This window comes from Pseudomonas sp. Pseusp9, from assembly GCF_059491265.1.
Window position 1 is genome coordinate 2,516,466 of record NZ_CP168500.1, and the last position, 22,658, is coordinate 2,539,123.

Annotated in this window: 20 protein-coding genes; 16 read left to right on the top strand and 4 right to left on the bottom strand. The window is 57.7% G+C overall.

The genetic code is table 11. The features are described 5' to 3' along the window. Window positions 1–112: 112 nt before the first annotated feature. Complete coding sequence (locus tag ACEN8E_RS11390; RefSeq protein WP_495592691.1) at window positions 113–1,066, bottom strand: LysR substrate-binding domain-containing protein; 954 nt, start codon at window positions 1,064–1,066, stop codon at window positions 113–115. Between the two features lie 132 nt (window positions 1,067–1,198). Between ACEN8E_RS11390 and ACEN8E_RS11395 the strand changes: the two genes are divergently transcribed. Continuing rightward, on the top strand, window positions 1,199–2,368 hold the full coding sequence (locus tag ACEN8E_RS11395; protein WP_495592692.1) for a M20 aminoacylase family protein: 1,170 nt from the start codon (window positions 1,199–1,201) through the stop codon (window positions 2,366–2,368). 59 nt (window positions 2,369–2,427) lie between these two features. Beyond that, the gene (locus tag ACEN8E_RS11400) at window positions 2,428–3,216 is read left to right on the top strand and encodes an ABC transporter substrate-binding protein (protein WP_495592693.1); all 789 of its coding nucleotides are present in this window, start codon (window positions 2,428–2,430) and stop codon (window positions 3,214–3,216) included. Window positions 3,217–3,438: 222 nt separating this feature from the next. Here ACEN8E_RS11400 and ACEN8E_RS11405 read toward each other — a convergent pair whose 3' ends face one another. Then, the gene (locus ACEN8E_RS11405) at window positions 3,439–5,232 is read right to left on the bottom strand and encodes an alpha/beta fold hydrolase (protein ID WP_495592694.1); all 1,794 of its coding nucleotides are present in this window, start codon (window positions 5,230–5,232) and stop codon (window positions 3,439–3,441) included. Window positions 5,233–5,828: 596 nt separating this feature from the next. Here ACEN8E_RS11405 and ACEN8E_RS11410 point away from each other — a divergent pair. Beyond that, on the top strand, window positions 5,829–6,209 hold the full coding sequence (locus ACEN8E_RS11410) for a hypothetical protein (RefSeq protein WP_495592695.1): 381 nt from the start codon (window positions 5,829–5,831) through the stop codon (window positions 6,207–6,209). Window positions 6,210–6,220: 11 nt separating this feature from the next. Continuing rightward, on the top strand, window positions 6,221–6,448 hold the full coding sequence (locus ACEN8E_RS11415; RefSeq protein ID WP_495592696.1) for a YMGG-like glycine zipper-containing protein: 228 nt from the start codon (window positions 6,221–6,223) through the stop codon (window positions 6,446–6,448). Between the two features lie 144 nt (window positions 6,449–6,592). Here ACEN8E_RS11415 and ACEN8E_RS11420 read toward each other — a convergent pair whose 3' ends face one another. Continuing rightward, window positions 6,593–7,525, bottom strand: coding sequence for a LysR family transcriptional regulator (locus ACEN8E_RS11420; protein ID WP_495592697.1), 933 nt, complete (start codon window positions 7,523–7,525; stop codon window positions 6,593–6,595). A gap of 116 nt (window positions 7,526–7,641) precedes the next feature. Here ACEN8E_RS11420 and ACEN8E_RS11425 point away from each other — a divergent pair, with 116 nt between their 5' ends. From ACEN8E_RS11425 to ACEN8E_RS11465, 9 genes are all read left to right on the top strand, one after another. After that, the gene (locus tag ACEN8E_RS11425; RefSeq protein ID WP_495592698.1) at window positions 7,642–8,451 is read left to right on the top strand and encodes a gamma-glutamyl-gamma-aminobutyrate hydrolase family protein; all 810 of its coding nucleotides are present in this window, start codon (window positions 7,642–7,644) and stop codon (window positions 8,449–8,451) included. A gap of 14 nt (window positions 8,452–8,465) precedes the next feature. Further along, entirely contained in the window at window positions 8,466–9,572 is a 1,107-nt protein-coding gene (locus tag ACEN8E_RS11430) for a M14 family metallopeptidase (protein WP_495592699.1), read from the top strand. A gap of 15 nt (window positions 9,573–9,587) precedes the next feature. After that, window positions 9,588–10,910, top strand: coding sequence for an MFS transporter (locus ACEN8E_RS11435; protein WP_495592700.1), 1,323 nt, complete (start codon window positions 9,588–9,590; stop codon window positions 10,908–10,910). A gap of 247 nt (window positions 10,911–11,157) precedes the next feature. Next, window positions 11,158–12,537: an OprD family outer membrane porin gene (locus ACEN8E_RS11440; protein WP_495592701.1), complete on the top strand. Its 1,380-nt coding sequence runs from the start codon at window positions 11,158–11,160 to the stop codon at window positions 12,535–12,537. Between the two features lie 179 nt (window positions 12,538–12,716). Then, window positions 12,717–14,360 (top strand): acetolactate synthase large subunit, encoded by a 1,644-nt coding sequence (locus ACEN8E_RS11445; protein ID WP_495592702.1) that lies wholly within the window; start codon window positions 12,717–12,719, stop codon window positions 14,358–14,360. A 288-nt stretch (window positions 14,361–14,648) separates the two neighbouring features. Next, window positions 14,649–15,404: an HpcH/HpaI aldolase family protein gene (locus ACEN8E_RS11450; protein ID WP_495592703.1), complete on the top strand. Its 756-nt coding sequence runs from the start codon at window positions 14,649–14,651 to the stop codon at window positions 15,402–15,404. 53 nt (window positions 15,405–15,457) lie between these two features. Next, complete coding sequence (locus tag ACEN8E_RS11455) at window positions 15,458–16,801, top strand: MFS transporter (RefSeq protein ID WP_495592704.1); 1,344 nt, start codon at window positions 15,458–15,460, stop codon at window positions 16,799–16,801. A gap of 56 nt (window positions 16,802–16,857) precedes the next feature. Next, complete coding sequence (locus tag ACEN8E_RS11460) at window positions 16,858–17,682, top strand: carbon-nitrogen hydrolase family protein (protein ID WP_495592705.1); 825 nt, start codon at window positions 16,858–16,860, stop codon at window positions 17,680–17,682. Window positions 17,683–17,695: 13 nt separating this feature from the next. Next, window positions 17,696–18,361, top strand: coding sequence for an RraA family protein (locus ACEN8E_RS11465; RefSeq protein WP_495592706.1), 666 nt, complete (start codon window positions 17,696–17,698; stop codon window positions 18,359–18,361). Here the strand turns inward: ACEN8E_RS11465 and ACEN8E_RS11470 are convergent, their stop codons facing one another. Then, window positions 18,362–18,607 (bottom strand): hypothetical protein, encoded by a 246-nt coding sequence (locus tag ACEN8E_RS11470; protein WP_495592707.1) that lies wholly within the window; start codon window positions 18,605–18,607, stop codon window positions 18,362–18,364. It lies immediately after the preceding gene. Between ACEN8E_RS11470 and ACEN8E_RS11475 the strand changes: the two genes are divergently transcribed. The 3 genes from ACEN8E_RS11475 (at window position 18,606) to ACEN8E_RS11485 (ending at window position 22,626) form a co-directional block, all read left to right on the top strand. Further along, window positions 18,606–20,180, top strand: coding sequence for a DUF1302 domain-containing protein (locus ACEN8E_RS11475; RefSeq protein WP_495592708.1), 1,575 nt, complete (start codon window positions 18,606–18,608; stop codon window positions 20,178–20,180). The two genes, ACEN8E_RS11470 and ACEN8E_RS11475, sit on opposite strands and share 2 nt — an antisense overlap. Window positions 20,181–20,192: 12 nt before the next feature. Then, complete coding sequence (locus ACEN8E_RS11480) at window positions 20,193–21,533, top strand: DUF1329 domain-containing protein (protein WP_495592709.1); 1,341 nt, start codon at window positions 20,193–20,195, stop codon at window positions 21,531–21,533. 70 nt (window positions 21,534–21,603) lie between these two features. Next, window positions 21,604–22,626, top strand: coding sequence for a WD40/YVTN/BNR-like repeat-containing protein (locus ACEN8E_RS11485; RefSeq protein ID WP_495592710.1), 1,023 nt, complete (start codon window positions 21,604–21,606; stop codon window positions 22,624–22,626). Window positions 22,627–22,658 lie beyond the last annotated feature (32 nt).

Genomic DNA, 22,658 nt, shown 5'->3' on the forward strand with positions numbered 1-22,658 from the left:
GAGCGCGGTTGGAAGCGCTACGCTTCGATATCGAGCAGAAACAGGTCGATCCGGCATGCCTTGAGGCGGTGAAACAATCGCCCTGTCAAGCCCAGGCGGCGCATCCTGTGCCTTACATTCGCAGACGCAACGTTTCGAAGAGTTGCCGATCCTCTTTTCTGGCCGAACGGGCATGACGCCGAATGACTTGCAACAGGCAATCGGTGAAGCAGAGTGCCGGGTTACTCAGCGCCCCGTTGCGTCGGGTGACGATGCTCAGTTGTCGGGGCTCGAATTGTTCGGTCAGCCCCAGGGACACCACGCGCCCCAGGAATGGCGGGGCGGTGCTCACGATGGACGGCCCCCAGGTGCACATGTCGGCCCGCTCGACCATCATCTGCAAAATGGCCAGCGAATGGGCGCGCACGATTCGGTTCTCATCAATTTGCGCACCGTGTTTCCAGAACAGTTCCTGCATCAGCCCATCGTGCCCGTCCGGTGCGTAGTTCAGGGTCCAGTTTTCCTCCAGTAACTCGTGGATCGACCGTGCGTGCTGTCGGGCGTGCCCCTCGCGCACCAGCACCGAAGTCTGGTAGTCGAGCAAGGTTTCGCTAGCGAATTCCCGGGTTGATTGTGCTGGATGGAGCTGACCGATCGCGAAGTCCATGCTGCCGTCGCGCAACAGCGGTTGGGCAACGGCCATCAGGCTTTCAAACAGCTCCAGTCTGATTTGCGGCATGCGCTCGCGAAAAGCCAACACCACTTCGGGCAGGAAGGTCAGGGCGATCCATGGGGTGATCCCGACGCAGAGCCGTCCCTGGGCCTTGCCACGCATATGGTCGAGCTCGGTCTGCGCATGTTCGAGTTGCTTGATCACCAGCCGCGCGTGAGTCAGCAGGACTTTCCCGTATTCGGTGAAGTGCAGGCCACTGGGGGTTCGGGTGAACAACGGCAGCTGCTGACTGGTTTCCAGTTCGCGCAACGCTTTGGTCACGGCGGCCTGGGAAACCTCCAGCGAGCGCGCGGCCGCACGGATGCTGCCGGTTTCGGCGCTGGCAATCAGTGCCTGTAATTGATGCAGTTTCATCTGACCACCTTTGCGACAACCAATGGTTGTCATCATAACCAAACTGCGCCTCCCCAGCCCAGCGCCCGTTCCCTAAGATCGACCCCAACAGCGCTTTCGCTGCTGCTCAGCCCCTGTCGAAGGAGAACACCCATGAATGCCGGCCTGGTCCTGCCTGGTATTGCCGCGATGCAAGATGAAATGATCGCGATACGTCACAGCATTCACGCGCACCCTGAACTGGGGTTTGAAGAGTTCGCCACCAGCGAGCGGGTTGCGCAGTGTTTGACCCGGTGGGGTTTTGAGGTCAGCACCGGCGTGGGCAAGACCGGGGTCGTTGCCACCCTGAAAAATGGCGAAGGCCGGTCCATCGGTTTGCGCGCCGACATGGATGCATTGCCGATACAGGAAACTTCCGGTTTGCCCTATGCCAGCCGGATCGACGGTGTCATGCATGCCTGCGGCCACGACGGCCATACGGCAATCCTGTTGGCAGCAGGTCAGTATCTGGTCCGGACACGGGCGTTCAAGGGCACGCTGCATCTGATTTTCCAACCGGCGGAAGAAGGACTGGGCGGTGCCAGGAAAATGCTCGAGGAAGGGCTGCTCGAACGGTTTCCGTGTGATGCGATCTTTGCCATGCATAACGTGCCGGGCTATCCCGTCGGGCATTTGGGTTTTTACAGCGGGCCGTTCATGGCGTCTGCCGACACGGTGAACATCAGAATCATCGGCAATGGCGGTCATGGTGCGGTGCCGCACAAAACCGTCGACCCGGTGGTGGTCTGTGCCTCGATCGTGATGGCCCTGCAAAGCATCGTTGCGCGCAATGTCAACCCGCAGGAAATGGCGATTATCACAGTGGGCTCCCTGCATGCCGGAAGCGCCTCGAATGTCATTTCGTCCAGCGCCGACATGAGCCTGAGCGTGCGCGCCCTGACCCCCGAGGTTCGGCACTTGCTGGAGGTTCGAATCACTGAATTGGTCAAGGGCCAGGCCGCGAGTTTTGGTGCCCAGGCCCACATCGATTATCAGCATTGCCATCCGGTGTTGATCAACGATCCCGAACACACTGCATTCGCCCGTGAAGTCGCCCGCGACTGGCTGGGGGAGCAGCACCTGATCGATGACTTGCGGCCGTTCACGGCCAGTGAGGACTTTGCCTTTGTCCTGGAAAAATGCCCCGGCAGTTATCTGGTGATCGGCAACGGTGAGGGAGAGGGCGGGTGCCTGTTGCACAACCCCGGCTACGACTTCAATGACGGCTGCCTGCCGGTGGGCGCGAGCTACTGGGTCAAGTTGGTCGAGCGTTTTCTGTGTTGAGACGGCGCTTTTTTTGCGCGTCATTTGGGTAAAATTCTGCAGCCTGGAGAGGAATGACAATGAACAAGATGATTGCGGCCGTTTCCCTGGTGTTCCTGACGGCATCGAGCCTGGCCGGTGCGGCCGACTGGTCTGGCAAAGTGCTGAAGCTGGGGGTGGACCCGACGTACCCACCACTGGAATACAAGAATCAGGATGGCACGCTGACCGGTTTCGGGGTCGACATCGCCGAGGCGCTCTGCGCCGAACTGAAAGCCCGATGCGTCTGGGTGGAAAGCAGTTGGGACGGGATGATCCCGGGACTGCTGGCGCGCAAGTTCGATGCGGTGGCGTCTTCGATGACCATCACGCCCAAACGCCTGGAGCAGATCGCGTTTACCGACAAGGTGTCCAATGCACCGGCACGCCTGGTGGCTAAACGTGGATCGGGATTACAGCCGACCCTCCAATCACTCAAGGGCAAGCGCATTGGTGTGGAGCAGGGCTCGACCCAGGAGTCCTACGCCAAAGCGGTGTGGGGTGCCAAAGGCGTAGATGTTCTTTCCTATCAGAATCAGGATCAGGTGTACGCCGACCTGGTAGTGGGGCGACTGGATGCTTCGCTGCAGGGTTCCATTCAAGCCAGCTACGGCTTCCTGAAAACAGCGGAGGGCAAGGACTATGAGTTTGCCGGTGCCACCCTGGATGACCCGGGCTACTTCGGCGTGGGTGATGGCCTCGGCCTGCGCAAGAACGATACTGCCTTGCGCGAAGACTTGAACAAAGCCCTGGCAACCATTCTCGCCAACGGTACTTACGCAAGGATCAACAACAAGTACTTCGATTTTGACGTCTACGGTGCCCAGTAACCCACGGCCGATTCGTTGAGCAGGGCGCTCGTTCGATCTACAGCGAACGCCTGAGCCCAGACAGTGACAGGATGCGAGTCGTTGGCTACCGCCTGATCTTTAGCCGTCTGCCATCAATCATTCCGAGACTCGAGGACCATGCCGCTCAGTCGATCCTCACCTGCGCAAAGTGCTGAAACCCACGGGTGGCGTGGGGGTCAGGTCGAGGTAGAGATGGCAGCCTCAACGCTCCATGACATAAGTACCAGGTGCGGGGCACAGTGGCGGGTATTTGCGCGAACCGAGCTTCTTCGGCGCCGGCAGGCTGTCGCCCGAGCGCTGCCCGATCCATTCGCGCCAATGCGGCCACCAGCTGCCTTGCTGGCGCTCCCCGGCGTTCTGCAGCCAGGCTTCCGGGGACTCGGCGACGGCAGGCGCTGCGTAGTAGAACGACCTGGGATTGCCCGGCGGATTCACCAGGCTCTGCAGGTGGCCGGCGTTGGACAGCACGTAGGTTGTGTCCTCGCCAAACAGCCGGGCGGTACCGTAGCAACCCTGCCAGGGGGTGATGTGGTCGGTGGTGCCGCCAATCACATAGGCGCCCACCTTCACTTGGGTCATGTCGATCGACTCGCCGGCAATCTCCAGAGTGCCCGGGTTGCTGTAGGGGTTCTGCTGGACCAGGTCGAGGTAGTCCGCGTGCAGTTGGGCGGGTAGCCGCGTGGTGTCGTTGTTCCAGGCCAGAATATCGAAGGCCGGCGGCTTATTGCCCAGCAGGTAGTTGTTGACCCAGTAGTTCCAGATCAGGTCGTTGGGGCGCATCCAGGCGAACATGCGGGCCATGCCCTGGCCGCTCAACACGCCCTTGCGCCGGGAGCTGGCCTTGGCTGCGCGCAGGGCGGACGGGGTGGTGAACAGCCCCAGGGTGGTGTCGTCCAGCGCCGAGGGCATGTCGAGCACGCACACGGCCCAGCTGGTGTTGGCCACCTTGTGGCCTTCGCCACGGGCCGCCAGCCAGCCCAGGTAGGCCGCCAGGGTGATGCCGCCCGAGCAGGAGCCCCACATGTTCACATCCGGGCTCGCGGTGATCCTGCGCGCTACGTCCACAGCCTGGTCGAGGCACAGCGCATAATCGGACAAGCCCCAGTCGCGGTGCTCGCTGGTGGGATTGCGCCAGCTGATGACGAAGAGGTTTACGCCGCTGTCCTGGATCCACTTGATCAGGCTTTTCTCCGGCGAGAGGTCGATGGCGTAGTACTTGTTGATTTGCGGCGGCGACATCACCAAGGGCCGGGCATAGACCTTTTCGGTGGTGGGCGCGAACTGCAGCAGCTCGAACATTTCGTTGCGAAACACCACTTCGCCCTTGGCCGTGGCGATGTTTTCCCCGACCTTGAACGGCGTGCTGTCGACCTGACTCGGGAGTCCACGGTTGTTCAGCATATCCTGGCCGAATTGACGGATGCCCCGGGCCAGGCTCATGCCGCCGGTATCCACCATCTTGCGCAGCGCCGCCGGATTGGTCAGCGGCGAGTTGCTCGGAGCCACTGCATCGGCCAGGAGCGCTGCTACGAACCGGGCCCGGCTCTTTTCCAGCGGGGCAAGGTCGGTGGATTCGATGAAACGGGTCAGCTCACTTTGGCCGGCCAGGTAGCTCTGCAGCAGCGCGCGAAGGAAGGCGTTGGATTGCCAGGCGGGATCGGCGAAGCGCTTGTCCTTCGGGTCCGGCGCAATGCTCGACTTGCCGCCGACGATACCGCCCAGCTCCTTCAGGTAGCCACCCAGATGAGCGCCAGCCTTGAGCGGCGACTTGCCCACGGCCTTGAGCAGGTAGCCGGCCGAGCTGACCAGGTCCGCCGCCCGCACGCTGACTAGCGGATTGCCTGCCAGGGTCTGGTTGGCAGCCGTACCGATCAACTCTTGTTGCAGGGGGGTGTCCGGGAGATCGACATCCTTGCGAGTGCGACGTTTTCGGCCGGTCGCCGGGGGGCGCTGGGTGGGGGTTGCGGTCTCGCTCGTTCGGGTGGATCTGGTCATGGCGGCTCTCGTGTTTCCGGGCGCTGTATTGTTTTGCTCCGACTCTAGGGCAGCAGCGGCGGTGGCCACCTCGCATTGCACGACAGCGAATTTTCATTTGATGACAAGGAAGTCGCGGGGCGACGAGCTGAACGGGTGGCCTGCGGGACAGGCAGCGGCCACTTAGAGGGGGAAGTGATAGGTATCTTTAGAACCGCACCTGCATTTTTTCTGCAGTGTAGTGGTCAGCTGATCCCGCACATGATGTTCAGTTTTTCCTCGGCCCGAGGCGGCGCCAACCCACCATTTAATTGGTGAGGCCGAATCCAGTTGTACCTATGCATCAATGCTCTGATGCATGCGTTATCGCCACAAGCGCTGGCGAATGAGTCGGCTTGCATATTGCACCGCCGTATCGGCGATTGGAGGCAGGATCAGGCGCGATTGCGGTGTGCGCCCGTTGTCGCGACGGTTCAAGCATGCGTCAAAAACATCGCGACCTTCCTACGGGAATCTAAACTTGTCCGTAGGCCCGGGGTTACCGGCTGATTATGCAAGCGCGAGGCGAAGAAACGAGCGGTAGGTGTCGAGGTTCAACCTGGCGAGGAGGGAAGGCGATGAGAGTATTGCGATGGGGCACGTTGGTACTGGTGGCATGGGTGACCCTGGTGACGGCATCGGGTATTGCCCGCGCCGAAGGGGTTGCCATGATCACCGGCGAGCAATGGCTGCAGTCGTCGGAGCAGCTCAAGAAAGTCTATCTCATCGGCATCGCCAATGCCTACGAGGTGGAGGCAGCCTACTATGCGGCGAAGCCGCCGTCCGATGAGCAGAGCCTGATTCCACGTTTCGGCAGGGGCTTGAAGGGCCAAACGCTCGATACCGTGCGCGAAAGGCTCAACCAGTGGTACGCCGCCAATCCCGACCGAGTGAAACGCCCCGTCATCGAGACCATCTGGTTCGAGATGGTCTTGCCCGGCCTGAAGCAGAATAAGTAGCGGAGGTGAACATGAAACGGTCTCTATGGTTTGCCGCAGTCCTCACCGCAGCGAGCGTGATCGGTTGCACCTCGATGACTGCCAAGCAGCAGGGGACGGTGAGTGGTGCGGCCATCGGTGCTGCGGCCGGCGCTGGCATTGCCGCGATCTCCGGTGGCAGTGGATGGACTGGCGCTGCGATCGGTGCCGTTGCTGGCGGGGTTGCCGGCAACATCAAAGGCAGTAGGCAGCAGAAGTAGACGGGCCGATCCGCGCTTTGGCAAGGGCTTGCCTGTGACATGGAACATCGGCGGGCCTGCTCAGCCGCGCGCCGCTTTGGCACTGGGGGCGTACCCCATTGCGGTGCATGGCGTTGTAATTGGTCAAGGGGGCGTCTGTTGAGGCTACACCGTGTACTTGGAGATCTCTTTGTCTATTCTGATGAAGTAGCTTCTTATGATCTCAAAGGCGTGTTCCGTAGAAGGCACCAGCGTGCGAAGCGCCAATCTTACAATGCCCAGCGTCATATCCAGGTTGAGCTTGGGATAGACGTCGAGGGCTACAACGGCATTGGCTTCTAATGGTTGATGCATCGCGTTGTAGGTCGAGGGGGATATCATGTTGGAAGAGGAAAGGAGTTTATGGATGGTTTCCAGGTTGTTTATGTTTACGGAAAAGTTCTTTTCCAGCGGTAATTTCCATCCATACAGCTGTGAAATATTGAACGCCAACGTGTCGCTGATATAGCCAGACCCGATGATTGGATAGTTTTCCAGTTCGCTGATGGTTATTTTCTTCTTCTCGGCCAGCGGATGGTCATGTCTGACAAACCAGCCGTAAGTGCATTTATATAAAGGCTCCGCTATGAGATCAGCTGAACTTGCTGCCGAGCTTACGTCGCCCACGAAAAAATCCAGTTTCTCTCTTCGTAATGAGTCCAGCAAGGCATCGGTGCTTTCGACCTGAGCCTGCACCCTCAAATTGGGCCCACTGGCAATCAACTCGTTGATCAAAGGTGCGAGCAAGTCGATTGCCAAAGAGGATCCCAGCCCAAAAGCCAAGGGGCCATAGGCACCGTTCTTCATCAGGCTCAATGCTCGCGCGCCTTCGCGCTCATCAAAAACAATGCGTCGTGCACGATCCAGGTATTCCAAAGCGTAAGGCGTGGGGTGCAAGCGGCGATTACTTCTATCAAATAGAGAGACGCGAAGCTCGTCTTCCAGGGCTTTGAGGCTTCTGGATAGCGCCGGGACGCTCAGGTGCACAGCCTCGGCAGCAGCGCTGAGTGATCCTGTATCCATCACGGCCACGAAATGGTGAAGCTGCCGGGTGTTCATGCGTGAGGCCTCCAGTTGCAAGATCTGCAAGATATTAGGCTGAAAATTGCAATATACCTAAATAAAGGTCACTCCTTACACTCGAACCAACACAAACCAATGACAAGTACAAATTCATGACTCACGCATCACTCCTCCCGATCCTCTCACCCGTCAGGCCACTGGTCGCTATCGCCACCGACCGGGTGGAGCGCTACGGTCATCAAGCCCATGCGTTGCTCCACGGCTACGTGGATGCTGTGGTGTCGATTTCTGGAGGGATGCCCTTGGCACTACCTGCGGATGAAGCGGCCATCGATATGGCCAGTTTGATCGCCCATGTCGATGGCGTGGTCCTGACGGGTAGCCCATCGAACGTTGCTCCCCATCACTATGGAGAAACTGCGATTGCGCAGGGGGCCATGCTTGACCTGGCCCGCGATGCAACGGTTCTGCCGCTGGTGAAAGCACTCGTTGCCGCGGGTATTCCGGTGTTGGGGATCTGCCGCGGGTTTCAGGAAATGAACGTGGCCTGGGGAGGGACCTTGAATACCGCAGTCCACGAGAAACCCGGGGCCATTGACCATCGGGAGGGCGATCAATCCCGACCGATCAAGGAGTGGTACCAGGACTGCCATTCGGTAGAGATCATTCCCGGCGGCGTCTTGTCAGGGCTATGTGACGAAAAAAACGTTCTGGTGAATTCGCTGCACCACCAAGGTGTGGAGCGGTTGGGTGCAGGATTGAAGGTTGAAGCGCTCGCGCCGGACGGGCTGGTCGAAGCTTTTTCGGTAGAGGGAGCCCCCGGTTTTGCATTGGCTGTGCAGTGGCATCCGGAAATGCGAGTCCATGATAGCGACCTGGCCCGAGGGATATTCAAAGCCTTTGGTGAAGCATGCCGGCAGCGATCCATTTTTCGTGCTGAATCGCGCAAAGCCAGTCGGTGAAAAACGAGAGTCCAATGAACACAAAAACAATATCTCAGCTATTCAGCCAGACGTACGCTGAATCACGACAAAAATTCCTGACGGCTGCGCAGTCCAGAGGCTTGGCTGTCGAAAGTTATGAACTGGCATGCAAAGGTGCAGAAGGTGAGGCGCTTGCCACCGATGTCGTGGTCGATGGTCCGCTGGATGCTTCCAGAATGCTCATTGTGATCAGTGGCGTTCATGGCGTTGAAGGGTTTACGGGCTCAGCGGTGCAAACCGGTTTGCTTGGGGTGGAATTGCCAAAACCGGACGATACGGCTGTTTTATATGTACACGCGATCAATCCGTTCGGATTCTCGCACTTGCGCCGTGTCACTCAGGAAAATGTCGACCTTAACAGGAACTTTGTCGATTTTAATTCCAGTTTGCCGCAGAACCCGGGTTATGAGCAGATTCATGATGCCTTGCTCCCGCAAACATGGCCGCCCGAGACTGACGAAGTATTGGAGAAGTATCGCCTGGAACATGGTGATAAGGCGCTGCAACAGGCGATGTCCATAGGGCAATACAAGTCAGAAGATGGCATGTGGTTTGGCGGTCGTGCGCCAACCTGGAGCAACGATACGTTCAGGGAGATTCTGCGCAAATACACGGCGGATGTAGAAGTACTGGCTTCAATCGATATTCACACCGGGCTTGGGCCCCATGGTCACGGTGAAAAAATATTCGCCGGTTTTGATAATGACACTTTCAATCTTGCGCAAGATTGGTGGGGCGAACTGACCAATGTGCACACAGGCACCTCCACCAGCGTGGCAATGAGTGGTCCGATTCAGACCGCTATTATTCAAGAATGTGCAAGTGCCAAACACATTGGTATTTGTCTTGAATACGGTACCTACCCACTTGAACGGGTGATCACGGCACTGAGAGCGGATCATTGGGCCCATCGTTATGACATGCGCATGTCAGCACAGGGATTGGGAATAGCAAGACATCTCAAGGACACCTTCTACCCGGACAAGCTCGAATGGCAGCAAATGGTTTGGGAGCAGGGGGAGCAAGCAGTCGTACAGGCCCTTGATGGTCTTGCAGTTTTACGTCAGCCAGAAAGCCAAGTGACTGTGAATTTTAACTAACCCGATGATCATTAAATGAATAATCAAACAATAGCTGAAATGGTCGACACGCGCTGCTCAGGCACTGACGCAGTCACTGATCATGCAGGCATCAATAAAAAAGCGATTGCGGCGGCTGTCGCTGGCAATGCCCTTGAATTCTATGATTTCGTCATTTATGCGTATTTCGCTGTTTACATCGGCAAAGCGTTTTTTCCGGTGGCTGGCGAATACGGCAGCTTGATGGCCGCCGTTGCCACATTTGGTGTTGGTTTTTTCGCGCGCCCATTGGGTGGCATTCTGATTGGCGCCTACGCCGACCGGGCAGGGCGCAAGCCGGCCATGATTCTGACGGTCGCAATGATTACCATCGGTACGATTGGTTTGGCGATGACGCCCAGTTATCAGTCAATCGGTATTGCCGCGCCGGTCATTGTCGTTATTTGCCGATTGATCCAGGGCTTGGCACTGGGTGGCGAGGTCGGACCTGCAACATCGCTGCTGATTGAAGCCGCGCCCCCTCATCGTCGCGGGTTTTATTCCAGCTGGCAGATTGCGAGCCAAGGGATCGCTGTAGCAGTGGGCGGGGTACTGGGTGTTGCACTGTCCTTGTGGTTGAGTGCCCAACAGCTGGAAGCCTGGGGGTGGCGCGTTCCATTCTTCCTTAGCCTTGTACTGATTCCGATCGTTATCTACATGCGTAGAGCCTTGCCGGAGACCCATGAAGCTGCGCAAGAACGCACAAGCACTGAAATCGTTGGTGTTGTGATTCGTGAGCATAAAAAGGTACTGCTGCTGGGTGTTCTGCTGTTCGCTTCGATAGGCGTTGCGTCGCAAATCGGCAACTATATGGTCAGTTACGCTGTACAAGTACTAAAACTCTCTGCGCCTATCGCGCAGGGGAGTGTACTGGTTGGCGGGATAGTTACCTTTGCCTTTGCTCTTTTGGGCGGTCTTCTCAGTGATCGCCTGGGACGAAAGATTACCAACTTTATTCCCCGGGTGGCTTTAACGCTGGCGATTGTTCCACTGTTCATGTGGTTGGTGAATGCGCCTACGTTGCTCACGCTGTTCACGGTGAATTCGGTGATTGCGGCACTGACCGCGATGTTTGCTACCGCCGGACTTGTACAAATTCCGGAGTTGTTGCCGATCGCAGTTCGCAGTACAGGTTTGTCTTTGGTTTACGCGTTGGGTACAGCGATATTCGGCGGTACCACTCAATTTGTCGTGACCTGGCTGATTGCGGTAACTAACAGTCCAATGGCGCCGGCATGGTATTTGGCTGGGGTCAGTGTTGTGAGTCTTCTTGCCATGCTGTTCCTGCCTGAGTCAAAAGATATAGACATTCGAAAGTGATGTGTTTGGCTAGTTGAAAAATCGCGTTGCGGTTTTATGCCTGACTTTGGTTTGCGTGCATGCAGGCCTGGGTTTGCTGAAAGTGTGAGCCTGTCAACATTAGTTAATGTGGCGCTGCATCCAGCCTCTTATTGGAGTTGAGCGCCATTTACATTGATGTGCTTTGTTGCTGCGGGTCGAGCTCGGTGTTATCGAGAGCGGCTGGCGTTCTTAATCCTGTCTAATAATAAAAACTCCGGTGTTAAATATGATTCGTATGCAGCGTACCGTTTTGCCTTTGGTCTTTCTTGTAGCGACACCTGTGGCCCTGGCGGAAAATGCCAGCCAGGGCTTTACTGCTACCCAGTTCAAATCCGGCAGTGCTCAAGATGAAGCTTCAGGCTTCATTGCCGGGCAATCGCTGTCGGGAACCACCAAGAACTTCCTGTCCAAGGAGCAAGCGGACCGCAATAGCACCTTTTTCATCAAGAAGGATGACGGCTCGCTGGAGAAGACGGATCGTCGTGATACCTGGGTACAAGGCACGATCCTGGACTATCGCTCCGGGTTCACTCAGGGCCAATTGGGCCTTGGCGTTGAGGTGGGAGCCTATAACGCCATTGCACTCGAACAGGGAAAGGGGCGTATCGCAGGTGGTGGCAATCGGACGCTGACGGACAGTGACGCAAATGCAGTCGATCAATGGAGCAAGCTGGGGCTGGCCAACATCAAGGCGCGCGTATCCAATACGACGCTGACGGTTGGTCGCCAGAATATGCAAACACCAATGATTGCAACCAACACTAACAGGGCACTGCCTTCAAGTTTCGAAGGTGTAAGCCTGAACAGTGTTGAATTCAATAACCTGAGTTTCGACCTGGGTGCGTTTGATAAAGTGTCTCCGCGCTCGGAACAAAGTACTACGGATATCGTATCTGAGTATGGTAATCGCAACGTGTCGAGCGATGCGGCTTACATTGCAGGAGCGACCTATACGCCCTTTGCAAGTTTGAAGACAAGCGTTTATGCGACTCAGGTTGAAGATTTCTGGAATCAATACTATTTCGGTTTCGTGCACAGTGCGGGAAATCGAGCTGTACTGGGGCTGAATACCTCGTTCAATTACTATAAGACCAACGATGAGGGCTCGGCTAAAATGGGCCCTATTGATAATGATGCCTATAGCCTGGCATTTAGATTGACTCACGGTGCTCATGGTCTGGTGCTCGCCTGGCAACAGATAAATGGTAATGAATACTTCGATTTTATTCACGAAAGCAAAGGGTCGACGCTGGCCAACTCGTTTTTGTCGAACTACAACGGCCCCAACGAAAAGTCAGTGCAACTGGCCTACCTTTTCGATGCGGCGCCCTATGGCGTGCCTGGGCTGACATTCTATTTGTATAACGTCCGTGGCTGGGGCATCGATGGAACTCATTACAAGGGTAATAGTTATCCTTCAAAGCGCTCGGATGGTGACAAACACCAGGAGTCGGGTCTCTTGAGTTCATACACCCTGCAGAGCGGTACATTGAAAGACAGTAGTCTCCAGGTAGGCTATGTGGCGCATCGTGCAACACCCAACGAAATCGATGGCAGTGTCAAAGAACTTCGGATAGTTACAACGATTCCGTTCAACGTATTCTGAGTCGACGCAACATGGGCAGGGCATCGGTCTCTGTTGTCGCTCAACCGCAAAAATGCCGCGTTGGTCGTTACTTCCCTTTCTTGATTCGAACGAAAAACTGACTGCGCGGCCCGGCATTTGAAGGGCCGTGCCGCAGTGCAATGCCAATCCCGGCAATTATCTCTGAGGTTACAAGCAAGATGGCCAAGGCCGCTGATGTCGTTGTGCAATGCCTGGAAAACGAAGGTGTCGAGTATGTGTTCGGCATTCCCGGTGAGGAAAACCTGGACCTGCTGGAGTCCCTGCGCAAATCGCAGATCAAGTTGGTACTGACTCGCCATGAGCAGTCCGCTGGCTTTATGGCCGCCACTTATGGCCGCCTGACCGGCAAGACCGGCGTAAGCCTTTCGACCCTTGGCCCGGGTGCCACCAACCTGGTCACCGCCGGTGCCTATGCTTATCTGGGCGGCATGCCAATGTTGATGATCACTGGCCAGAAACCGATCAAGAAGTCCAAGCAGGGTCGCTTCCAGATCATCGACGTGTGCAACATGATGGCGCCCATCACCAAGTACACCCACCAGTTGGCCTCAGCCGATAACATCCCTTCGCGCATGCGTGAAGCCTTCCGTCTGGCGGAGGAGGAAAAGCCGGGCGCCGTGCACCTGGAATTGCCGGAAGACATCGCCGCCGAGCAGACCGACAGCTTGCCAATCCCTCGCAGTCTGCATCGCCGCCCGCTGGCCGAGCACTGCGCCATCGACGCCGCTGTCGAGAAGCTGCAACGGGCCCGTAGCCCGATCCTGGTGATCGGCGCTGGCGCCAACCGCAAGATGACCGCCAAGGTCCTGAACCAGCTGATCGACAAGACCGGCATTCCATTCGTCACGACCCAGCTAGGCAAGGGGGTGGTTGACGAGCGTCACCCGCGCTTCCTCGGCAACGCTGCATTGTCTTCAGGTGACTTCGTGCATCGTGCGGTCGAAGCGGCGGACCTGATCGTCAACATCGGTCACGACGTGATCGAGAAACCGCCGTTTTTCATGATGCGTGGCGGTACCGAGGTCATCCACATCAACTTCCGTTCCGCTGAAGTCGATGCTGTGTATTTTCCGCAAATCGAAGTGATCGGCGACATCGCCAATGCCGTCTGGCAGATCGGCGAGGCGCTGAACGACACCGCACATTGGGATTTCACCCGCCTGCTGGCGATTCGTGAAGCCAACGAAGCACAGATTGCCGAAGGGGCTGATGACGACCGCTACCCGGTCTATCCGCAGCGGCTGGTAGCCGATATCCGACGCGCACTGCCGTCCGAGGGCATCGTGGCGCTGGACAACGGTATCTACAAGATCTGGTTCGCCCGCAACTACAAGGCGCACAAGCCCAACACCGTGCTGCTCGATAATGCGCTAGCGACAATGGGTGCCGGTCTGCCGTCTGCGATGGCTTCGCACCTGGTGTATCCGGATCGTCCAGTCATCGCCGTGTGCGGCGATGGCGGCTTCATGATGAACAGCCAGGAGTTGGAAACGGCGGTGCGTCTGAACATGCACGTCACCGTGGTCATCCTGCGTGACGATGGCTACGGCATGATTCGCTGGAAGCAAGCGAACATGGGCTTTGCCGACTTCGGCCTGGATTACGGCAACCCCGATTTCGTGAAATACGCCCAAGCCTATGGTGCCCATGGCTATCGCGTGGAAAGTGCCGAAGGATTCCTGCCGCTGCTGGAACACTGCATCAAGACCCCGGGCGTGCATGTGATCGACTGCCCGGTCGACTACAGCGAGAACGACCGCATCCTCAATAGTGAGTTGCGCGAGCGATCCTTGGCTGTCTAAAGGCTACGCGAATTCGCTGGAGCATGACGTCTGTCGGGACAAAAGCAGCCGCTGGAGAGTGGGTGCTTTTTGGCCGATTGCCGCTTTATCACGACTGATCTTTTAGAAATTTGCCCAGCCTCGTGCTGGGCTTTTGCTTTGGCACTCTGAAGCTTTCCAAGCTGGCAGCAATGGCGACCACCGCCTTTCAACAACGCTATTGACGCTTTCCGGGTCTGGCTATAGCATACTTCACAAATACGACACGTATACATGAAGTATGGAAGACAACCTCGGAGGCGTCGCGAATTGACCAAGCAACTGTGTAAAGAGGACTTGGGGCTGTGGTTCACTGGCCCGAACATCGGCATGGCGGAGATTGCGAAGCTCATCGGCTATCGGGTCGCCATCCTGGATGTGGAGCACGGCATCTTCGACCTTGCCACTCTCGACAGCTTCATCCCGTTTCTGAAGGCGTTGGGGTTCGAGGTGTTCGTGAAGGCACTCGGTCCTACGCGTGAGGCGGTACAACAGGCGCTGGACTTTGGTGCGGACGCAGTCGTAATCCCGCACATCAGCAGTGCTGCCGAAGCCCGGCGTGTCTGTGGTTACGCCAAATTGCCGCCGTTAGGTGACCGCAGCCTTGCCGGGGGCCGCACGACCCGGTTCGCTTATCCGGCGGACACATGGATCGAGCAGCAAAACACCCGTACGCGTTGCTACCCGATCATCGAAGACGCGCAAGCGCTGGAGGAGATCGATGACATTCTCGCGTTGCCTGTCGTGGACGGCGTTTTCATCGGGCCTACCGATCTTTCGATTCGCCGCGACCGCGGCATCTATAAGAAGCAGCCCGGAGACTGGGAAGACATCGGCTTGATCGTCGAGGCCGCAAAAGCCGCCGGTAAACCGTGGATCTTCCCTGCCTGGAGCCCTGAGGAAAAAGCCTTCGCCATTGAGCACGGTGCCGAGCGCATCTTCATTGCCATGGAGCAGTTCGCCTTGGCCATGGGCTTGCGGCAACTCTGGGATGCTTCCGTCAGCCTGCTTCCCGAGCAGGCGTAACCGCCAGTGCCTGAGCAATCACAATCGACAGTTGCAGAGGAGAGTTCGCCGTGGTGAGCAATAGCAAAGTCTCTGTCAATCAGCCTGATTACACCTGGGCATGGATTACAACCGCCATCCTCGCAGTTGCAATGGTCATTTCCTTTGTTGACCGATTCGCGCTTTCTCTGCTGGTGGCGCCGATCAAGGCAACGCTGGCGATCAGCGATGTGCATATCGGCCTGCTGCATGGTCTCGCCTTTGGGTTGTTTTACTCAATCCTGGGAATCCCGTGCGGTTGGTTGGCGGACAAGTGGTCCCGTACCGGGACCATTCTGCTGGGAATGCTGATCTGGTGCGCGGCAACGGCGGCGTGCGGACTTGCCAACAGCTTCACGGGCTTGCTCCTTGCACGGATGCTGGTCGGCGCGGGGGAGGCCGCCCTGGCACCGGCCGCCTATTCGGTGATCTATGAACGCTTTCCCAAGGCGATTCTCAACAGGGCACTGACACTGTTTCAGGCTGGCGCGGTCATTGGCGCAGGGACTGCTTTCTATATTGTCGGCTCGTTGTACGAATGGCTGGAACCGATCGGCGTGATCAACCTGGGCTGGTTCGCGGCGCGGGAACCCTGGCAATCAACCTTTCTGCTGGTAGCGTTGCCGGGGCTTGTGCTGCTGCCGGTACTGTGGTGGATCCTGAACCGCCGCGACGGTACCCGTCATCAGGGCGTGGACGCGGTAGCGCCGCACAGCGAAAGCGTGAAAGTCATTGCGTACCTTGTCGAAGATCGGGCGTTCATTGCTGCTGTCTTCGTCGGCATGGCGGGCTTGCTGACCATGAGTTACGCGTTGCTCACCTGGATTCCCGCGATTTTCGTTCGTGAGTTCCTCTGGCTGCCCGGTGAGATTGGTCGAATCTATGGCGCAGTGGTGCTGTTCTCCTGCATCGGCGGCATGTTCGCCGCCGCCTGGATCGCCGACCGCCTTTCAAGTCGGGCGCAAGACGTGTGTTCAGCCCTGCGTGTCCCGCTCTTTGCCGGCGTGCTGGCGATCCCGGCCGGCCTGGTGTTCCTGCTGGCCACCGGGCCTGTGGGGGTGCTCATCGCCTGCGCTGCGTTACACGGCCTGTGCACCTGCTCCATCGGCATTGCACCGGCACTCATCCAGAAACGCTCGCCGGCAGCCATTCGAAGCCGCGTGTCTGCACTGTACGTCATGGTCGTGAATATCTGCGGCCTGGCAGTGGGACCGATTCTCGTCGCAAGTGTTGTCGCATTGCTGGGAGGTAATGCCACCGACCTGCGAACCGCAGTGCTTATCGTGGGAGGGGGCGGGCTGGTGCTGTCGGTTACGACATTGGGCCTGTATCTCGGACGACGTGCCAATCCGCTACGTGCTTCGGCCGAGGTTCGTTGACCCGCAGCAATTGAAAAAATCCTTTGCAAAAAAACAATGAAAAAAGGAGCAAGCAAGTGCGAATTACCGTTATTCAGAAAAATGTTTCCGCAGACAAGAACGCCAACATTGCCTCGGTGGAGAAACTGGTGGAACGGGCGGTAGAACAGGACCGCCCGGATTTCGTCATCTTGCCGGAAATGATCGCTTGCATCGCCGGTTCTCCGGCGTCGATGAAGGCGTCAGCCGAACCCTTCCCCGGCGGCGAGGTATACGAGCGCTTCTCTAATCTGGCCAGGCGCCTGAAGGTGAACCTGCATATCGGCAGCGCCATGGAGCTGGAGGACGAGAAGGTTTACAACACCTCGCTGGTTTTCGGTCGCGAGGGTGAGTTGCTGGCCAAATACCGCAAGATCCACCGCTTCGATGCAGTACTGGCCGATGGCTCCGAACTGAAGGAGTCCGCGCATGTCGAGGCGGGCAAGGACGTTGTCTGTGTTGAAATCGACGGTGTACAGGTTGGTCTTGCCATCTGCTACGACCTGCGCTTCCCGGAGCTTTTCCAGGCACTGTGCGATGAAGGCGCGGAGCTTATCGTGGTACCCGCCGCGTTCACCTTCCAGACGGGCGCCGACCATTGGGAAGTGCTGCTCAGGGCACGTGCCATCGAATGGCAGTGCTACGTGGCGGCCCCGTGCCAGGTAGGCACCTTCGACGATGGCAAATACATGACCTGGGGGCATTCGATGATCATCGATCCATGGGGGCAGATCGTCGCGCAGGCCTCCAGCAGCGAAGCATTCGCCAGCGCCAGTATCGATAGGAACTATCAGCAAGCCATTCGCACGCGGATGCCCCTGAAGAACCATCGACTGCTCGCACGCCGATTCGTGGCCGGTTAAGGGAGGGTATTGCATGTTCAAGATCTGCCCGATGCCTGAGCCAATGCCTTTGAGCCTGGTCGAGCGCGCACTGAATGCCGAGCCTGCCACGATTGGCCATTTTCGCCTGATGGGCTTCCCGGACAATGCTATACGGCCCCTGTACCCGGTACCGAGGATTGCAGGTCCGGCGGTTACCCTGGCCCTTCCGGCAGCCGATTCGACACTGCTGCACCATGCCGTCGGACGGTTGCGTCCGGGGGATATCGTGGTCATCGATCGGCTGGGGGACAAGCACCATGCCTGTCTTGGCGGCGGTGTGGCCTATGCCTTGGCCAAGGCGGGGGTTGCCGGCGTCATTATCGATGGCCCGGTGGCCGACCCGGGGGAGCTGCGCGATGTTGGTCTTGCGGTGTGGGCGAGGGGGGTTGCCAGTATCACAACGCGCCTGCAAGGCATTGGCGGGCGGATGAATGTGCCGGTGTGCTGCGGTGGGGCGGTTGTTGCGCCGGGGGATCTGGTGATTGCCGATGAAGGGGGCGTGGTGTTCATTCCTCGTGAAGAAGCGGCGCTGGATATCGAACGCGCAGTCCTGCTGCAGGAAACCGAACAGAAAGGACTTCCACTGATCAGCAAAGATAAAACACTGGGTGAATTGACCGGCGCCACCGCCCTGGTAATGGCCAAGCTCGAACAGTAATTAGTCAAGTTTCCGAATAAACCTGTCAATCCGGCGCTCACGAGCATTTGTATCGTGGGTCTGGATGATCTTTGCCGAAAAACAGCGCGGCATTGTTTGCGCGCTGATTCGGTGATCACCATCGAGGTAGGTAATGATAAAAATAAAAAACACGCGGAAAGTAATGGGCAATGGAAACAAGCTGGTTCCGCTTGCCAGCAGTAGCCTGGCATTGCTAACGCTTGCTTGTGTAAGTGCGCAGGCCATGGAAATCCCGATCGGAAGCGAAGACTGGCAGGTGCGTTGGGATAATACTCCGCGTTATACCCTGACTCAGCGAGTCGAATCCCAGAATAAGGCGATTATCAATGCGGTAAACAATAACGATGGCGATCGGAACTTTGATCGCGGCATTGTTTCCAATCGCCTGGATGTGTTATCCGAATTCGATGCCATCTACAAGAACAAGTATGGCATGCGTGTATCGGCTGCCGGTTGGTATGACTACCAATATAACCAGGATCTGGATAACGACTCTCCGGAAACTTCCAACCACTTGAAAAATGGTGTGCCCGCGGTTGGTCTGACCCGCTACACCGAGCGCTACTTTGCTGGCCCGAGCGGCGAGTTTCTCGACGCCTTCGTTTTTGGCGGCTTTGATATCGGTGAGGTTCCAGTCGATGTCAAAGTCGGCAGCCACAGCATCTACTGGGGCGAGAGTCTTGGGCTGACGGCCTTCATCAACGGTATCGCGTACGCACAGATGCCACTGGATATCGGCAAGGGCCAGGCCATTCCCGGCATTGAGGCCAAGGAACTGTTTCGCCCGGTGAACAATGTCTCCTTCCAGGTACGGCCAACGGATTCACTGTCGGTTGCGGGCCAGTATTTCCTCGACTGGGAACAGAACCTGTTTCCCGAAGGCGGCACCTACCTGGGCTCCAGTGACATCAACATCGGTGGCAATGAAGGCTCATTGATCGCCGGCCCCAATCGCTTCCTGAAAGGGAAAGACATCGACCCGCGCGATCATGGCGACTGGGGACTTTCGACACGCTGGTCGCCGGAATGGCTGCAAGGCACACTGGGCTTCTACTATCGCAATTTCTCCGACCGCATCCCGCAGTTGCTGCTGGAGGGAGCGCCGCCGGCAAATGGCATCGCAGGCCGTTACCACTGGGCCTACGCCGATGACATCGATCTTTTCGGGATCAGCTTGTCGCAGAACTACGGCGGGGTCTCCGTCGGGGCCGAACTGTCTTACCGCCGCAATATGCCGCTGGTGAGCATTGCCGTGCCCGTCACCGCTCTTCCCAAGCACGGCGAAACGCCCGGGGCCCGTGGCGAAACCATGCACGGCGTCCTGAACCTGGTGGGCGTGATGAGCGGTAACGGCATTTACGACTCTGCTGCATGGAGCACGGAGCTTGCCTGGAGTCATCTGGTCGATGTCACCGATGGTGAGCAGTTCTACAAAGGCAACCGCAACTACCAGTCGCTCGATCACGCCGATCGCGATGCCTTCGTCCTGACCGCGACCTACACGCCGACCTGGTTGCAGGTTTTCCCCGGCGTGGACCTCTCCATGCCGATGGTGATCAGTTCCGGTATCGGTGGCAATTCACCGGTTTCCAATGGTGGCAACGAAGACGCTGGCAGTTACAGCTTCGGCATTGCCGCGGACATTGCGCAGAAATACAAGGCTGATCTCAAGTACATCGATTTCTTCGGTGACTACAGCACCAACCCCGCGACTGGCGCCGTACAGGTGGCCAATGGCGGATCGGCGCTGCTGAAAGATCGCGGAATGCTTACCTTGACCCTCAAAACCACTTTCTAAGGCGGGGACAACATGTTCAACAAATATTTGCTGATGGGCCTGATGTATACCCTGGCAGGTTCGGTTCATGCCGCGGTGACACCCGCCGAAGCACAACAGCTCGGAGCCCGTCTGACGGCAGTCGGTGCCGAAAAAGCCGGCAATGCCGATGGTTCCATCCCTGCCTATACCGGTGGCCTGACAACGCCACCGCCGGGATTCCAGAAAGATTCGGGGATCCGCAATGATCCCTTTGCCACGGAAAAGCCGCTGTTTTCCGTCAATGGGCAGAACATGGGGCAGTACGCCGAGCGCCTGACCGAGTCGGTGAAGGCGCTGATGAAGCGTTACCCGAGCTTTCGCATCGATGTCTATCCTTCGCACCGCACCATGGCCGTGCCGGAACTGATTCAGAAGTCGACGCTGTCCAACGCCCTGAACGGAGAATCCATTGATGGTGGCTTGGGGGTAAAGAACGTCAAGGCCGGTTATCCGTTCCCGATTCCCAAGGATGCCTACCAGGTCATGTGGAACCATTTGCTTCGCTATAGCGGCGAGGCAATGGAGTATCGCTACAAGAGCTGGAACGTTGACGCCTCGGGACGGCCGATCCTTGCCACCGAAGGTATCAACTCGGACGATTTCCCTTACTACCATTCTCCCGGCGCGGATATCTTCTGGCGCCTCAAGGTTCGCTATCTGGGGCCGGAGCGTCGTAACGGCGAGGCGATTCTGCTGAAGGATGCCATCGATGTGGTCAGCAAGGGACGCAGTACCTGGCAGTACCTGCCGGGACAGCGTCGCGTACGCCTGGCACCAACCCTGGCCTTTGATACCCCCAACCCGGGTACCGGGGGCGCGACGACCTACGACGATGCCTTCGTGTTCAACGGGTCGATGGAACGGTACGACATGAAGCTGGTCGGCAAGAAGGAGATGTATGTTCCCTACAACACTTACAAGATGACCTATGAGACCAAGCCTGAAGACCTGCTGACCCCGAATCACATCAATCCCGATTTCGTGCGCTGGGAATTGCATCGCGTCTGGGTCGTTGAGGCGACCTTGAAGGAGGGCAAGCGTCATATCTACAGCAAGCGCACTTTCTACATCGACGAAGACAGCTGGGCGGCACTGGCCAGCGATGAATATGACGGTCACGGCCAGCTCTATCGCACCGTCATTGCTACCCCAACCCAAAGTTACGATGCGGTTGCGCCATTCACCAGTTCCTACTTCGCCTATGACCTGATCGCTGGCAACTACGCGATGGTCGTGCACCTGGGCGGGGATAAGGGTGGCCTGAAGTACATCAAGCCGCTCTCCGAGCGCGACTGGAACGCCGATTCACTGGCGGGTACCGGCGTCCGCTGAACAGGACAGGAGCCCTTCCTGGCGTGTGCCAGGAAGGGCTTTCTCGGGCGACTTTAGGAGTGATGAAGTAATGAAGGTCCGTTCCTTGCTGGTTTTTCTGTTAATCGGGGTGGCCGGCACCCAGCCGGCATGGGTAGTGGCCCGCGACGGCTTTCAGGATGTCCTGGATACGCCCGCTGTCATTACCGAGCTTTCCTCCCGGCAATTGATCACAGGGCTGGCGAAGGCCGGGAAACGCATCGTGGGTGTGGGGCGTCGTGGGCACATTGTCTTTTCCGATGATGATGGCAGCACCTGGCAGCAGTCCCGGGTTCCGGTTTCCTCCGACCTTAATGCGGTGAATTTTCCCAGCCCACAGGTGGGCTGGGCAGTCGGTCACGATGGTGTCGTGCTTCGTTCCACGGATGGAGGATTGTCCTGGGAGCGCAAACTGGATGCCCGCATGGCCCGGGAACTGCTGCCGGCAGGCGGTGGCGAAAATGGTAACGACACCGCTGCAGATCTGTCGTTCCTTGGGCTGTGGTTCGAGACAGAACGGCAGGGGTTCATTGTCGGTGCCTTCAACCAAATCTGGCGTACCACCGACGGTGGCAACTCATGGGAGCCATGGTCCAGCAAGGCCGACAATCCCATGGGGCTGCATCTGTATGCCATCCGGGCAATTGGCGAGGACATCTATGTTGCCGGAGAGGCTGGCCTGCTTATGAAACTGGATCGCCAGGCAGGGCAGTTCAAGCGCCTCGACAGCAACGCCGCCGGTACCTTTTTCGGCATAACCGGTACGCCGGATCACCTGGTTGCTTACGGGCTCAGGGGCAGCATCGTGGTTTCCAGTGATGCCGGTAACCACTGGAGTCCGGTCGAGACAGATGTTCCGACATCGCTGGTTGCCGATGGTATGACCGCGGCGGGTGAAGTGATGTTGTTGAGCCAGGACGGCCAGGTTCTGGCCAGTCGCAACAATGGCACTCATTTTACCAAGGTCTCCGGTCTGGCTCCTGTTTCGGTTGCGGCATCTCTGGTCCCTCTCGATGACGGTCGGTCATTGGTAGTGGGAAGTGGACAGGGTTTGAGCAAGCAGGTGCTCCGTTAAGCCGTCTCATAAGTGGAGAATAATCGTGGCGT

Bases quoted from the DNA above. Each gene is read 5' to 3' on its own strand.
- ACEN8E_RS11480 (WP_495592709.1), top strand. From the start codon at position 20,193: ATGTTCAACAAATATTTGCTGATGGGCCTGATGTATACCCTGGCAGGT.
- ACEN8E_RS11405 (WP_495592694.1), bottom strand. From the start codon at position 5,232: ATGACCAGATCCACCCGAACGAGCGAGACCGCAACCCCCACCCAGCGC.
- ACEN8E_RS11445 (WP_495592702.1), top strand. From the start codon at position 12,717: ATGGCCAAGGCCGCTGATGTCGTTGTGCAATGCCTGGAAAACGAAGGT.
- ACEN8E_RS11395 (WP_495592692.1), top strand. From the start codon at position 1,199: ATGAATGCCGGCCTGGTCCTGCCTGGTATTGCCGCGATGCAAGATGAA.
- ACEN8E_RS11465 (WP_495592706.1), top strand. From the start codon at position 17,696: ATGTTCAAGATCTGCCCGATGCCTGAGCCAATGCCTTTGAGCCTGGTC.
- ACEN8E_RS11485 (WP_495592710.1), top strand. From the start codon at position 21,604: ATGAAGGTCCGTTCCTTGCTGGTTTTTCTGTTAATCGGGGTGGCCGGC.
- ACEN8E_RS11425 (WP_495592698.1), top strand. From the start codon at position 7,642: ATGACTCACGCATCACTCCTCCCGATCCTCTCACCCGTCAGGCCACTG.
- ACEN8E_RS11410 (WP_495592695.1), top strand. From the start codon at position 5,829: ATGAGAGTATTGCGATGGGGCACGTTGGTACTGGTGGCATGGGTGACC.
- ACEN8E_RS11415 (WP_495592696.1), top strand. From the start codon at position 6,221: ATGAAACGGTCTCTATGGTTTGCCGCAGTCCTCACCGCAGCGAGCGTG.
- ACEN8E_RS11440 (WP_495592701.1), top strand. From the start codon at position 11,158: ATGATTCGTATGCAGCGTACCGTTTTGCCTTTGGTCTTTCTTGTAGCG.
- ACEN8E_RS11420 (WP_495592697.1), bottom strand. From the start codon at position 7,525: ATGAACACCCGGCAGCTTCACCATTTCGTGGCCGTGATGGATACAGGA.
- ACEN8E_RS11400 (WP_495592693.1), top strand. From the start codon at position 2,428: ATGAACAAGATGATTGCGGCCGTTTCCCTGGTGTTCCTGACGGCATCG.
- ACEN8E_RS11475 (WP_495592708.1), top strand. From the start codon at position 18,606: ATGGAAATCCCGATCGGAAGCGAAGACTGGCAGGTGCGTTGGGATAAT.
- ACEN8E_RS11430 (WP_495592699.1), top strand. From the start codon at position 8,466: ATGAACACAAAAACAATATCTCAGCTATTCAGCCAGACGTACGCTGAA.
- ACEN8E_RS11390 (WP_495592691.1), bottom strand. From the start codon at position 1,066: ATGAAACTGCATCAATTACAGGCACTGATTGCCAGCGCCGAAACCGGC.
- ACEN8E_RS11470 (WP_495592707.1), bottom strand. From the start codon at position 18,607: ATGGCCTGCGCACTTACACAAGCAAGCGTTAGCAATGCCAGGCTACTG.
- ACEN8E_RS11435 (WP_495592700.1), top strand. From the start codon at position 9,588: ATGAATAATCAAACAATAGCTGAAATGGTCGACACGCGCTGCTCAGGC.